Origin of the sequence: Vallitalea pronyensis (assembly GCF_018141445.1) — a bacterium.
GTDB lineage: Bacteria > Bacillota > Clostridia > Lachnospirales > Vallitaleaceae > Vallitalea > Vallitalea pronyensis.
In genome coordinates this window covers 3,147,499-3,161,196 of the sequence record NZ_CP058649.1, presented here as the reverse complement: position 1 = coordinate 3,161,196, position 13,698 = coordinate 3,147,499, and the positions used below count along the sequence as shown (strand labels likewise).

General features: G+C 34.9%; 11 protein-coding genes. 2 read left to right on the top strand and 9 right to left on the bottom strand.

Annotated features, from left to right (window positions below):
• Window positions 1-39 precede the first annotated feature (39 nt).
• The 3 genes from HZI73_RS13205 to HZI73_RS13195 form a co-directional block, all read right to left on the bottom strand.
• Entirely contained in the window at window positions 40-1,512 is a 1,473-nt protein-coding gene (locus tag HZI73_RS13205) for a tripartite tricarboxylate transporter permease (protein WP_212693865.1), read from the bottom strand.
• A gap of 12 nt (window positions 1,513-1,524) precedes the next feature.
• Entirely contained in the window at window positions 1,525-1,983 is a 459-nt protein-coding gene (locus HZI73_RS13200) for a tripartite tricarboxylate transporter TctB family protein (protein WP_212693864.1), read from the bottom strand.
• Window positions 1,984-2,054: 71 nt separating this feature from the next.
• Window positions 2,055-3,041 (bottom strand): tripartite tricarboxylate transporter substrate binding protein, encoded by a 987-nt coding sequence (locus tag HZI73_RS13195; RefSeq protein WP_212693863.1) that lies wholly within the window; start codon window positions 3,039-3,041, stop codon window positions 2,055-2,057.
• A gap of 260 nt (window positions 3,042-3,301) precedes the next feature.
• Here HZI73_RS13195 and HZI73_RS13190 point away from each other — a divergent pair, with 260 nt between their 5' ends.
• Together HZI73_RS13190 and HZI73_RS13185 are read left to right on the top strand one after the other, a co-directional pair.
• The gene (locus HZI73_RS13190; RefSeq protein WP_212693862.1) at window positions 3,302-5,089 is read left to right on the top strand and encodes a sensor histidine kinase; all 1,788 of its coding nucleotides are present in this window, start codon (window positions 3,302-3,304) and stop codon (window positions 5,087-5,089) included.
• Window positions 5,082-6,638, top strand: a complete 1,557-nt coding sequence (locus HZI73_RS13185; RefSeq protein ID WP_212693861.1) for a response regulator transcription factor — start codon at window positions 5,082-5,084, stop codon at window positions 6,636-6,638. The genes HZI73_RS13190 and HZI73_RS13185 overlap by 8 nt, the downstream gene beginning before the upstream one ends.
• Window positions 6,639-6,669: 31 nt before the next feature.
• Here HZI73_RS13185 and HZI73_RS13180 read toward each other — a convergent pair whose 3' ends face one another.
• The 6 genes from HZI73_RS13180 to HZI73_RS13155 form a co-directional block, all read right to left on the bottom strand.
• Entirely contained in the window at window positions 6,670-7,689 is a 1,020-nt protein-coding gene (locus tag HZI73_RS13180; protein WP_212693860.1) for a 2-dehydro-3-deoxygalactonokinase, read from the bottom strand.
• Between the two features lie 142 nt (window positions 7,690-7,831).
• Window positions 7,832-9,139 carry an amidohydrolase family protein gene (locus HZI73_RS13175; protein ID WP_212693859.1) on the bottom strand — a complete coding sequence of 436 codons (1,308 nt, stop codon included), beginning with the start codon at window positions 9,137-9,139 and terminating at the stop codon, window positions 7,832-7,834.
• Between the two features lie 24 nt (window positions 9,140-9,163).
• The gene (locus tag HZI73_RS13170; RefSeq protein ID WP_212693858.1) at window positions 9,164-9,784 is read right to left on the bottom strand and encodes a TetR/AcrR family transcriptional regulator; all 621 of its coding nucleotides are present in this window, start codon (window positions 9,782-9,784) and stop codon (window positions 9,164-9,166) included.
• A gap of 217 nt (window positions 9,785-10,001) precedes the next feature.
• Entirely contained in the window at window positions 10,002-11,285 is a 1,284-nt protein-coding gene (locus tag HZI73_RS13165; RefSeq protein WP_212693857.1) for an aminotransferase class V-fold PLP-dependent enzyme, read from the bottom strand.
• Window positions 11,286-11,499: 214 nt separating this feature from the next.
• Complete coding sequence (gene speD / locus HZI73_RS13160) at window positions 11,500-12,282, bottom strand: adenosylmethionine decarboxylase (RefSeq protein ID WP_212693856.1); 783 nt, start codon at window positions 12,280-12,282, stop codon at window positions 11,500-11,502.
• Window positions 12,279-13,337, bottom strand: coding sequence for a bis-aminopropyl spermidine synthase family protein (locus tag HZI73_RS13155; RefSeq protein WP_212693855.1), 1,059 nt, complete (start codon window positions 13,335-13,337; stop codon window positions 12,279-12,281). Before HZI73_RS13155 ends, speD begins: the two co-directional genes overlap by 4 nt.
• Between the last annotated feature and the right edge of the window lie 361 nt (window positions 13,338-13,698).

Here is a 13,698-nt window from a genome sequence, read left to right as displayed (position 1 = left end):
AAAGTGCTATCCTACGAATACAAACAGTCTGATTTTAGCTTATCCTGAAATTTTATTAAGTTTTCTTTGTTTCAATAAAGCGCTTACAATAGACAAGATAGCTAATACGATTAAAACGACGCATATGGGTCTGGTTACAAATATTGACCAGCTTCCTTCCGAAATCAGTAGTGCCCTCCGTAAGTTACTTTCTGCCATTGGCCCTAATATAAGCGCTAGCAGAATGGGTGATACTGGAAAGTTATATCGTTGTAAAAAATAGCCTATAACACCAAATACAATAGCCACCCATAAATCAAAGGCACTGTTTCGCATGGAATATGCACCCACCAACGATAGAACAAAAATGATTGGAATGAGTATGTTACGATTGATGGTAATCACCTTTGAAAAAAACTTGACGCCTAAAGTGCCAACCATAAACATGGCAACATTGGCAACCATCATCGCTGAAAAAACGCCATAGACAACATCCATATGGTCCCGATATAACAGGGGTCCTGGCTTAAGTCCCTGCATAATGAATGCTCCTAATAATACTGCTGTCACTGCATCCCCAGGTACACCTAATGACAATAATGGTATCATAGCACCACCTGTACAAGCATTATTAGATGCTTCTGCCGCTGCAATGCCCTCGATCACGCCTGTGCCAAATTTTTCTGGATGTTTGGACGTTCTTTTAGCTTCACTATACCCAACAAAAGCAGCTATATCACTTCCTGCACCTGGAATAGAACCAATAAATGTTCCCATTATACTTGATTTACCTATTACCTTCCAAGATTTTTTTATATCTTTAAAACTTGGTAATAATTGGTTGATTTTATTATCAATCTTCTCTTGCTTTTTAATGGTCTCTACCCCTTTAAAGACTTCAGATAGTGCAAATAATCCAATGAGTGTTGGTATAAATGTTGGACCTTCAAAAAGATCCACAATACCATAAGTAAATCTTGCATAACCACTGATTGGGTCAAGACCTATTGTGGCAATAATAAGACCGAAAAATCCAGACATCAATCCTTTAACAATGGAACCTCCTGATACAGAAATAATAATACTAAGACCAAATAAAGCCAAAGCAAAATACTCGGCTGGGCTGAACTCCAATGCCAGCTTTGAAATCTGAGGGGATAAAAAGGTCATGATAAGAGCCCCTGTAAATCCCCCTATAAAAGATGCAAATGCGGACATACTTAAAGCCCTTCCAGCTTCACCTCTTAGTGTCATGGGATAACCATCTAATAATGTGGCTGCTGCTGCGGGTGTACCTGGTGTTCGGATTAATATTGCCGATATAGAACCACCATAGATGGCTCCACTAAAAATACCTAATAGCATAGCCATACTCTGCTGAATCTCTAATCCAAAAGTAAATGGTACTAAAAGTGCAATGCCCATTGTTGCTGTTAACCCTGGCAACGAACCAACGATAATCCCTCCTGTTACACCTAAAAAAACCAATACCAACACTTCTGGCCGCAATACACTTAAAAATCCATCGATCATGTTATATACCTCCTATGAGAAAAAGCCTAATGGCAACGTTAAATTCAATGCATGACTAAAAATCAAATAGACACTCACTGAAACACCTACCGAAACAATAGCCATCTTAATGTATGCTCTATTTAGTAGAAGATACATCAAGAAAAATAAATAGATGACTGAAGCCAATATAAAGCCTAAATACTGCATAGCAATGGCATATATCACTGTAGCGAGCAAGGACACCATGAATCGAATGACCTCAGGAGACTTCATGTCAAACTTTTCAAATGTTTCTTTACCTGCCTTTAATAATGTTTGAATAAGCAAAATGGCACTTAGGACAAGTAATCCGATTGATAAAAGTATGGGATAATAACCAGGTCCCAGGGTATTTCCTGGAGGTGTAGGAAAAGAACTTGCTGTTACAAATACATATATACTAAGGATTAAGCCCAATATACTATAGATTAAATTAGGTTTATTCATCATAACCTCTTCTCTCTAATGTTGGGGTTATCTTATCAACGTAAAATAACCCCTTATATTTTCTTATGTTTTTATTATTCAGCTGATAGTCCTAAACCTTTTAGCACTTTTGCAACATCGAGTGAATTCTTAGCAAGGAATTCTCTAAAATCTTCAGCATTTTGATAAGCTATATTTAACCCTGTTTTTTCAGCATAATCTTTAAATCCATCGGACTCTATACCCTTTTTAAATGCATCGGATAGTACATCAACTACATCTTGTGGTGTATCCTTTGGCACTGCAAGACCTCTCCAAGTCCCAAAGACAACATCATAGCCTTCTTCATACATTGTAGGAACATCCGTAAACACTTTTGAACGTTCTTCATCCATAATAGCTAATATTTTAAGTTCTTCTGCTTCAACTTGAGCCTGTACTTCAGATGCACTAACTGCAACAGCATCAATATGCCCACCAATAAGAGCTGTAACCGCTGGTGCGGCACCATCAAAAGGAACATGCCCTAACTCCACTTCTGTGACTTGCTCAAAAAGACCAGCCGCAACATGCCAAGTTGCTCCTATACCCGAATTACCCACTTTAACTTCTCCAGGATGAGCCTTTGCGTATTCAATAAAATCATGAATGGTCTCATAAGGTGCATCCGCTGGTACAGTAATAGCTGCTGATTCCATATTGACGCGCATTAAGAGACTGAAATCTTCATGTGTATAATCGATAATGCCTTGAGCTGGTAATGAACTTAATTCGAATGTGATCATCCCAACAGTATAACCATCATTTTTTGCATTTTTAATGGCTGTATGTCCTATTGCGCCACCACCACCTGTCTGATTGGTTACCGTAATCGTTTGCCCTAAAAATTCTTCTGTCTCTTTCGTAAGACCTCTGAGAACAGTATCTGTTCCTCCTCCAGCAGACCATGGACATATGGCTGTTAACGTCTTATCTGGAAATGCACTCTTCTTTCCACCTGTTGACGTTGCCTTACTGCACCCAGATAATACAAGTACCAACATAATCATTGTTAGGATAACTAACCTATTTCTGTGTTTCATATGTATCCTCCTTTTTATATAGAAAATGTATTTTAAGTATATTGAAAAAACATCATTTATAACATAGAGGCATATGATATGTTACTCCCCACCTATTAAAAAAAACATAAGTATAGCGATTGAAACTTTTACAAAGCAAAATTTCTTTGAATTTTTTTACTTAATTTTTGTTTTATTGACATAACAAATCTTTTTTATTACAATTATTTAAATATCCTGTATAATAATCATAACGATTTAGGTCATTGGAGGATTTATTCATGCATGTTTTCAAAAACAGCAGCAGGTCACAACACAAAAATATAACCAGTAAAGGCTTGCTTAGAGATAAAATTATACTTATCGTATCATTATCTATCGTTGTACCTACATTTTTCTTCCTCTTTTACATCTATACTTTTGTTAATGATTATATCTATAATAATTATGTTAATGATACAATAGAACACACCATGAGCCATCTTGAGGACAGTGTTATCCATCATTTGCGTATTATTGAAAACAGTTACCGGGTTATAACGTCTAACCAATACATACGAGAAAACTTATATAATCACCAGGTATTAGAACCTTCTTATTATCACGACCAACTGACTAAACTCAATATTGAAACAGAACTAAACTATATGATGAGTAATGATATTGCCCACACAAGGAACCTGATTGATTCCGTTTTTATCATATCCGACCCTCATCATTATTATTATATTCTGTCCAGCTATCTTCCTAATAAGCCCCTTATTGAATCAACCATGACTTTCTATAAAAATCACATGGAAGATGCATCTATTATTCGCTATATCCCTGAGTATAACGCTCTATATTATATGAAATCATTAGAAGACTATGTAACGGGCGAACACCTTGGCAAAGTGATTATCGGTATAAACATGGACGAGTTGTCAGGCTCTTTTGGCTCTTTAAAACATGATAATTGGCATACCATGATTTTTGATGCCAATAATACGTATTATTTTAATACCCATAAGAACCTTATAGGTACTGCTGCTAATACCACCCATAAAAAGCATGCTTTACTTAAAAAGGCAACAGCTGTTAAATATAATAGCAAAAAATACTTAGCGACATCCCATCATATTAAAGATTTAGACTATAACTTGCTGATGTATATACCTGCAACTTATTTTGATAGAAATTTATGGAAGTTTTTCCCAAGTTATGTGTATTTTATTGTATTTACACTTTTATTATCCACCATTGTGGGTATTTATGCCATTAACCATATCACAATCCCCTTAGGACAACTCACAAAAAACATTGCAGATATTAGTGACAACAACTTCAAAAGCAAAATGCCAAGCTTTAAATATAAAGAACTTAACGATCTCAGCATTGCATACAACCGTATGATTGAACAGATACAATATTTGTTTAATGAAGTTTATGAAAAGCAATTGCTCATTAGAGAAAGTGAGTTAAAGGCTCTCCATGCCCAGATTAATCCTCACTTTATATTTAATGTCCTTGAATCCATTACATGGGAAGCCAGAAGCACGGATAATGAAACCATTGAAAAAATGGTGACAGCCCTTGGTCAATTACTTAGAAATAACCTTTCATTTACTGACCAGCAAATGTTTACGATCGAACAAGAGTTAGAATACATAAGCTTTTACCTTTATTTACAGCAAGTAAGATTTAGTGATCGACTATCTTATACTATTCAAATTGAATCCGATGACCTGTTGGCATACACCCTACCAAAGTTCACTATTCAAACCTTTGTTGAAAATGCTGTCATACATGGATTAGAGAAGCAGTCCAAAAAAGGGATAATTACCATTAACCTCACTACTTCTAATGACGAACTTGTTATTACAGTCAAAGATAATGGTGTAGGCTTCCATGTGAATCAGCTTGACTTAAATAACCCTCAACATAATAGCCACATAGGATTAAAAAATGTTCGTCAAAGAATGACATTATTATACGGAGCCACCTATGGTTTTACCCTTGAGAGTTATCCTAACAAAGGAACCACTGCAACAATTAAACTGCCAATAGATAGGAGGATAACACATGATTAAAGTAATGGTTATCGATGATGAAGCTAAAATTAGAAAGGGCCTAATGGGGTATATCGATTGGACTTCTTTAGATTGTGACGTTGTAAAAGATTTTGAAAACGGTCGGTTAGCCATTGACTATCTTGCAGACCATCCAGTAGATCTTATTATTTCAGACATTAAAATGCCTGGTGCAGATGGACTTGAGGTTTCTAAATTCATCCATCATCATGCTCCAAATACAAGAATTATTCTATATACTGGCTATTCAGATTTCAAATATGCACAATCAGCTATCGCATTTGGTGTAGCTGATTTCATTGTTAAGCCTTCAAGCATGGAAGAAATCATAGGTATTCTTAAGAAAAACATTGAGAAAATAAAAAAACAGCAGGAAAAAGAACGACATTTAGATACATTAGAAAACCAATTGGAAAACGTTAAAGAATATAAAAAACAATCCTATATAAAGAAATTTATCGTTGGGGAAGATGTTGATCGTCAAACCGTAAAAAAAGCTCTGGAGGCATACAATTCCAATATGGAAAGTTATTGTCTATTACTATATCAAATTAAGCGTAAGAAAACTATCTTACATCATCAAACGCTTCAATTTATAAATTTATCTTTAAATGATTTTAATCAATATACGTTTACCCTTAATGACTCCACTTACGGCACATTGGTCTTTTTTGATAAACCTAGCCAAAAGAACCCAATCCGTGTCCTTGAAGCAAAATGCAATGAAATCAACGACTTTGTTATTCATTATATTAAAGGCTCAATCTTTATCGGTCTGAGTGACATACATTATTCCCTTGAAGAAGCGCCTGTTGCTTATACGGAAGCTCAAAGATGTCTTGATTATTCCTTTTATGGCGATAATCCACTTATCCTCTACCATCAATTGAAAAACACACAAAATAATCCAACTTACGTGGCGTATAACTTAGAGAAAATATCGCAGTATTTAATTAAAGGTGATGCAGCCCAGTCCACCACTACCATAACCTCCATGTTAAAAATCATGGCCGATAATCGTGAACCGGTAGACTATATCAAGTCCATGGGCGTTGCGATCTACACCGTTGCTATGAGTGTCGTAAAAAAACATAATCTGACGTTCAGTGATATTTTTAGTGAGGAAGAACCTTATAGGGCTATATTAGAAGCTGAATGCATCGATGACTTAATTGACACCTTAAATGATATGGTTAATACCATCATACACTACTTATCCATAGGCAATAATAATTACATTATTAAACAAGCCATGAATTATATCCATAACCACTATAATACGCCCATTAAGTTACAGAATATTGCCGATCATATACATATCAACAGCTCCTATTTAAGTCGACTTTTTAAAGACAAAACAAAACAAACCATAACCCAGACACTCCGTGATATACGTATAGAAAAAGCAAAAGCATTACTAAAAGATTATACCAATAAAACCTATGATGTGGCTTCAATGGTAGGTTTTGATGATGCTGCATATTTCTCCTATGTATTTAAGAAAGAAACGGGCTATTCCCCTAGTCAATATAAAAACTTAAATAGCTAAAAGTTGGTCGTCCAACTTTTAGCTATTATTTTTAAAGAAAATTCTTGCTAACTTCCTTCGAAATGGCTATTGCACCTTGTATGCCTAACATATCAATTTCTCTCTTATCTGTAATCTTCGTAATAGCCCCACGATGATTTAATTTATTTTTTAGTAAATACGCATATAAAGCACATCTATCTTCTGTACCAATCATCACATAATCAGCAGATACATCAAATCCCATGGTTTTTTCAGCTTCTTTGAAAACATTAACATCGTCAGCTGCAATAGCACTACTTACAAAAAATTCTCTTTCAAACCATGTAGAAGGCAATACTATTTCACTAAACCTTGTTAACAATAGTGTTCGGAGTAATCCACCATTTTCAACACAGTTAAAAGCTGTATTAAATATTGTTTCAGAAAAATAGTGCTCTGTGTCATCTTGTCTTTTAACGCATTTTCCAATAAACGTTTCTTGAATGACTGCACCATATACTTGCCCACTCATGGAGGTTATGCTGCCAGCAATTCTACCTTGTTTATCTATACTGATGAATTTAGTGGTTGACCCAAGTTCAAGTATATTAATGGGATATTCTAAGTCATATGTGTATAAGACACCAGCAGCCTGCGCTTCCTCACCTCGCATTAAATCCGCTTTTCCTATGTTCTCAATGCTGCTATGCTCAAATGGATTTTTAATACCAGGAATTAAAATCAAAGGTATATCAATTGGGAACAAGCTTTCATCTTTCACAACAACAACATGATCCGCTAATGCTTTCATACTTACGGGTGCTACAATATGCGGCACTTCCAATATACCCATTTCTGAAGTAATCATACCATAGGCTACAATAACCTCTACATCTTCTTTAGCCACACCACTTTCACCTAAAACGGATGCAAATGCTTTAAGAATACCTGCTTTCAATCTTCCATTATGACCATCTTTTGCTGTTTGTGTTACCCCTACATTCACTCTGCTTTTTGATAAAATCGCATCGTTTTTATCCACAAGATAAAAAGTTAAGCCTGTGTTACCACAGTCAATTATACCTATCATATCATGCTCCTAACTGCCCAAAGGGGCTCTTTATTTTTGTTAGTGTTATTATATATGACAAGTGAGCGATTCACCATTTGTTCCTATTACTTAATTTCTGAGGGATATCAAAATTATTATAGTTTCATATTAATCGCATGGGTTACAAAGGTTTCTTAATTCCTTTCAACAGCGCATCACACGTTTCTCTAGAGTAGAATTTTCCATTTTTAATGACGCCCATATGGTTGAATATTGTATGGATGTCAGATAGTGGGTTATCATGGGTTAAAATCAAATCTGCTTTCTTACCAATTTCTATGGTTCCGATTTCTTTTTCTTGATTTAAACACGTTGCAGCGTTTATGGTTGCCGCCTGGATCGCCTCATAATTACTTAAGCCAGCATCCATTAATAATTTCATTTCAAGGTGTTCAGAAAAACCAGCTACAACATATGGAACCGCTTTATCCGTGCCTAATAGAATACCTGCTCCTTCTTCTTTTAACACTTGGATAATGTGATACAGTTTATCCATATAGTCATGATTTCCTTTAACATTCTTTTTTACATAAAGTTCATTTGATTTTTTTATTAGGAATCTCATTGCTTTTTTATTTCTTTTTGACACATAGTTCATCTGATGTTCATGTTCAAATTCTTCCTGTCGTTTAACATTAGCCAAACGTTCGTGGGCTACTAGGGTTGGACAATTCCAAGTCCCTGTCTTCGCCGCAAGACTTGCCATGGCTTGAATATTATCTTCTTTCACATTAGATTCTGGGTGATAGGGGTTAATAAAACCATATAAATGTTCAATGGATCGAACGTTTGATTCCAAGACTTTCTTAATCCCTACGGCATCTGGCACATGTCCCGCTACAGGGATATGATGTTTTTCTGCTGCCTTTATAATCTCTTGAAAATTCTGCATGGAAAGCATATGGTATATTTTAATAAAGTCATACCCTTTGGCTACTTGTTCCTTAATAATGTCTTCAACGATATCGGTGTTTTTCAAACTACGAAGGGGCATAAATTTGGGTAGAAACGGCTTTTCTCCATCTAATAGGGGTCCAGCGGTGAATATTCTTGGGCCTATGATATCACCTTTATTAATTTTTCTCTTTAACTCAAGGTGATTAAATACTCTTATTCCAAATAACCAATGCTTTAACTTAAATCCTCCATATCCCCACATATTTCTGATAGTGGTGACCCCGTTTACAAGATATAAGGTTAAATCATCTGGATTATCGCCTAAGTGTGTATGCATATTAATTAAGCCTGGCATAAGATACTTCCCTTTTCCATCCATAACATTTTTATACCTTGTCGTATCTATATTGCTATCGTTAATGCTTCTAATGATGCCATTATCTATAATAACTGTTTTATTTTTTTTGATTTTATGATCTGTCATGGTTACTAAATGCACATTTTTTATAACCAGTGAATTGCTTTTATTCATGTCCTATCTCCTCGCTCTTTTATTTTACTCATATGAACCATTCACTTGGAAGTCACTGTAATCCATAAAAATGTTACTCCAAATGAAGGTCATAAACGCTTTGCTAAATGTTAGGTCTGTGGTTATTTTATGCCTGTATTCTAGGTTGCATTGAAAGTAATTTAACCCCATATCTATATAGTGATAGATTACGTCATCACTTAGGTCAGAACGCACTAACTTTAATGTTTTTCCTTCTTTAATTTGACTTATTAATATCTTTCTTATTTTTGCATTAAACATCTCATGCTCTTTTTTTACTTGTTCATTTAACTGACTTAACGCCAAACATAGCGATAGATTTTGCGACGTAATAAAGTCAATTAATACATGGGTACAGTTAATCATTCTTTGTGTCAACGTTTCTTTCTCATGGTGATGGTTTTCTATTCTACTATAAAATCGATCAAAAATCGTCTCCCCAATGGATGCATAAAAAGATTCCTTATCACCAAAGTACTTATAAATCGTTACCTTGGAAACATGAGCTTGTCTAGCTATATCATCCATTGTTACTTTTTTTACCGTATGCGTTAAAAATAAACCTATAGCACTATCAAGTATTTTACTTCGCTTATTCAGCGACCGTTGTTCAGCTTTATCCATCAAATCACCTCTGTACTTTTTTTATAATTTTAGTACATTTATTAACTTATGTCAAGAAAAATCTCATCTTTTTTTGATGCTTACATATTTCAAAACGACTCTTGATAAGCATATAGCCATAAAATGTAACACCTCCGAAAATATTCGGAGGTGTCTAATAAAATCACTACCACATGATTTTTATGTATATGAAAGCTAATGCAATTGTAAAGTCATATCAACGGGTGCTCAATGCTATTTCTTTCAGCGCATGGATAAACACATCAATCTCCTCAAAGGTATTATACATACCTAAACTTACACGATTAACACCATATCCCATACCGCTTTTATAGCATTCATAAGCCTCTTCATTAGATAACCCCAATAAAAACTGTACATATAAATCAGCTCCTAATGTACCATTGCCAATTTCAATACCATGGTCTAAACCAAGTTTAGCAGCAACCGTTTTAAAATGAATGCCTTTTAATGAAAAAGAAATGTAAGGAATATGTACAAAGGGAGAATGACTATCGTATATGGTGATATCTGGCACTTCTTCCATCCTATATAACAAATATTTATAAAGTTTCCTCTCATATTTTGCAATATTATCTAACCCAACCTTCTTCAAGAATTGAAGCGCCTTACTCATGGTTATCACACCTAATACATCAGGATATCCTGTTTCATATTTTTGGGGAGGATTATCATAGATGATTTTTGAAGAATCAATGAATTGGGTGATACCCGAACCAAAATCTAATGGCAGATATTTCTCTAACACATCATAAGGCCCAACGAGTGCACCACCATCTAATCCTGAATAAGCTTTATGGGCACTAAAAGCCACAAAATCAATATGTTCATCATAACCATGAGGTTTCATGGTAAATGGTAGATGCTGAATCACTTGAACAATATCAACAAATATCTTAGCGCCATATTGGTGGGCAAGTCTAGCCATCTCATAATATGGAGGAACGACGCCTGTGATATTCGAAGCCCCTGTTACCGCTACCAGCTTAACTTTACCCTGATATTTTTCAAGTTTTAATACGTAGTCTTCCAAATCTATATTGCCATTTTTACCGATCGCAATAAGTTCCGTTTGCATCCTTGCTTTGTAAGGAAGATAATTGGCAAGGTGTTCCATGGTAGTGGATAGAACAACTTGTTCAGGGTCAGCTTCAAGGTATACGTCTGCCAATACATTCATAGCCTCTGTTGAATTTTTTGTGAATATGGCCACATCCCTATTGGCATCTGCACCAACCATTTCAAGAATCACATTCCTGGTTTCCTCATACATTGTGGTAATATACTTAGAATTAGAAGGAGGTACGTTGATATAGGTATATATGGGAAGAAGGTTAAAGAACTTCTTCATTGCCGGTTTTAGTATTAACGTAGTAGCTGAATTATTAAAGTAGACTCTTGGGATAAAACCCTTTGTGGTTTCAATAGGTGTATTGGGTCCAATGATATACTTCTTTAAATTAAGATTTTTGATAGACATCACCTATAAAATCTGAGTTATTGTAATATATGATTGAGAAAATGCTAATATTACATCTTCACAACTTGTAAAAATAGATGAATAAAATCCTCTTAATAGCTAGTAATCCTTATGGATATCATTTTTAATAGCTCTCCTATCCCTATGAAAAATTAATATCCTATTTTAAACCACAAAAAGACATCTTAATCTACGATTAAGATGTCCCTTTATTTTATCTTGCCTCTATAATATCTTGCATTTCCTGACGGATGCTATCCAATACGTGCCTCTCTTTTTCTTCTTCCCGTATTTCTTTATCTTTAAGAAACAGACATTTCTCAACATCCAACTTATGCAACATCATCTTGGTATAAAATAAATGCTCGTTGATTAAATTAGAATCCTTCATGTGATAGTGCTGTTTATACGATTCTTCCACAAAATCTTGGATGCTATTAATCTTGTGATCCAGATAGCACTTGTGTCCATGTGTATCCCTTGTAAAGCCCCTTATTCGATAATCAACCGAAATGACTTGGGAACGAAATATGCCCATTAAATAATTGAGTGCATGAATGGCAGATATCTCACCACAAGTACTTACCTCTATATCTGTCCTAACAGAATATAGATGCCCATGAGGATGACTTTCCGGATAAGTATGGACCGTGATATGGCTTTTATCCAAGTGCCCCAACAGATAGTGCGGTTGTATAACACCGCCATTACAAGATTCATCGATGGATAGATCGCTGCTATCCCCCTCTGCTATAAGCAGATTAACGCTTGCTCCTTGGGGTTCGTAATCTTGTTTCGCAATGTTTATCACATTTGCTTCAATCTTCTTTGCAACTGTTTTTAATATGTCCGTTAACTTATCGGCACTGTACTTTTCATTGACATAATGGGTATAGGCTTCTTGACATCTTTCCTCAACATAATAGATATCATAGAAATTAATACCCAGGGTTTTGGTCAAATTATTAAATCCATGTAATTTTATTTTCTTGCTCAAGAATTCACCTTCTCTCTTGAGCCCCTTTTTACTTCTCTCGTATACAAGTTGTCCTCATAATACGCATCTTCTTTAATAACTGGCGTAGTATAAGAAGTCGTATTCAGTATCATAATCTGCCCTATGTTCCCTATAATACTTGCTCCTTCATACTCATTAAACTTTGGCATAATACGATATAAACTAAGCCCCATTTCGTAGAACTTACCCATCATATCAAAAGAATAATCGTATGACTTATGAGCAAAAGAGAAAAATATAGGAAGTCCTTTCCTTTTTTTCAGACCGGCTATTCCTCTTGATAAAAACAAGCTCAGACCATTTATGGTGTATGGTGGGTCCGTATAAAAACTGTCAAAGTTACCTATGAGCTTCTTGTCCATGGCTTGTCTAAGATTCATTTTATGACAAATAATGGGTAATCCATATTGATTAGCTATCTCTTTTATATAATCAAGGTAACGGTCATCCACGTCAATGACATGAATTTCAGATTTACTTTGATTGGTGCCACCATAGAGTTTTCTTAATAAAAGACCTAAGGAGATACTGACAAGGTCATCGTCACCTACACATAGTATCTTCTTATGAATAAGGGTGTTATACTGTAATGCCAACAAGCTTCTTTTTAAGCTTGTTATATAGGTACAATGGGCTTGGTCAACACGCATGTCCGCAGTGGGCCTATTGTCAAATATATCTTCCATGATCTGTAGTTCTTCTGAAAATACATCTTCTAAGTCATATGCCTGATTAAGCAGCTTATTATATAATACCTTGTCTAACCCTCTATACCCTAGATAGTCTTCCACATAGTCATAACCCTTTGATGTCATGGTTATGCCCCGTTCTTGTTTGACGACGCCAACCTTAATAAATTCTTTTTTAATAGCTGTTACAAGTGGTATAGGCAGATATAGTTTTCTAGCTAATTCTTTATTGGATATGGGGTTCTCAAAATATACTTGTATAAGAAATTGCTCAATGGCCATAATACCTTCATCTATGGATACTTGCTTCTCGATTTCTTCTATATAATTAATAATTTTTATCACTCTCCGTTATCATTATAATAATACAGGCTCTCCTTGATTTCTCATGACAACAATGCTTACATCACTATATTCTTTCGCTACAATTAACATATTATTCCTCCTTCATAAAATTAAAGCCATAGGTAAGTAGAATACACCTATAGCTTAACATATACTTTCCTATAATTTTTAGTTCACAAATCTGTATGATCTTTATACGCATAGTTTTACATAAAAAAACCGTGCATGAACACGGTATAAACATTCCTTTTTCATGCAATTTCATATTTATTATACATGAACGGCCTGGAAAAAACAAGTCCCATCTTTATAACCATACATCCTCATCAGCATTTAATGACCTGCGTAATATCTTGATTTT

Bases quoted from the DNA above. Each gene is read 5' to 3' on its own strand.
- HZI73_RS13185 (WP_212693861.1), top strand. From the start codon at position 5,082: ATGATTAAAGTAATGGTTATCGATGATGAAGCTAAAATTAGAAAGGGC.
- HZI73_RS13170 (WP_212693858.1), bottom strand. From the start codon at position 9,784: ATGGATAAAGCTGAACAACGGTCGCTGAATAAGCGAAGTAAAATACTT.
- HZI73_RS13165 (WP_212693857.1), bottom strand. From the start codon at position 11,285: ATGTCTATCAAAAATCTTAATTTAAAGAAGTATATCATTGGACCCAAT.
- HZI73_RS13175 (WP_212693859.1), bottom strand. From the start codon at position 9,139: ATGAATAAAAGCAATTCACTGGTTATAAAAAATGTGCATTTAGTAACC.
- HZI73_RS13190 (WP_212693862.1), top strand. From the start codon at position 3,302: ATGCATGTTTTCAAAAACAGCAGCAGGTCACAACACAAAAATATAACC.
- HZI73_RS13195 (WP_212693863.1), bottom strand. From the start codon at position 3,041: ATGAAACACAGAAATAGGTTAGTTATCCTAACAATGATTATGTTGGTA.
- HZI73_RS13205 (WP_212693865.1), bottom strand. From the start codon at position 1,512: ATGATCGATGGATTTTTAAGTGTATTGCGGCCAGAAGTGTTGGTATTG.
- HZI73_RS13180 (WP_212693860.1), bottom strand. From the start codon at position 7,689: ATGATAGGTATAATTGACTGTGGTAACACAGGCTTAACTTTTTATCTT.
- HZI73_RS13200 (WP_212693864.1), bottom strand. From the start codon at position 1,983: ATGATGAATAAACCTAATTTAATCTATAGTATATTGGGCTTAATCCTT.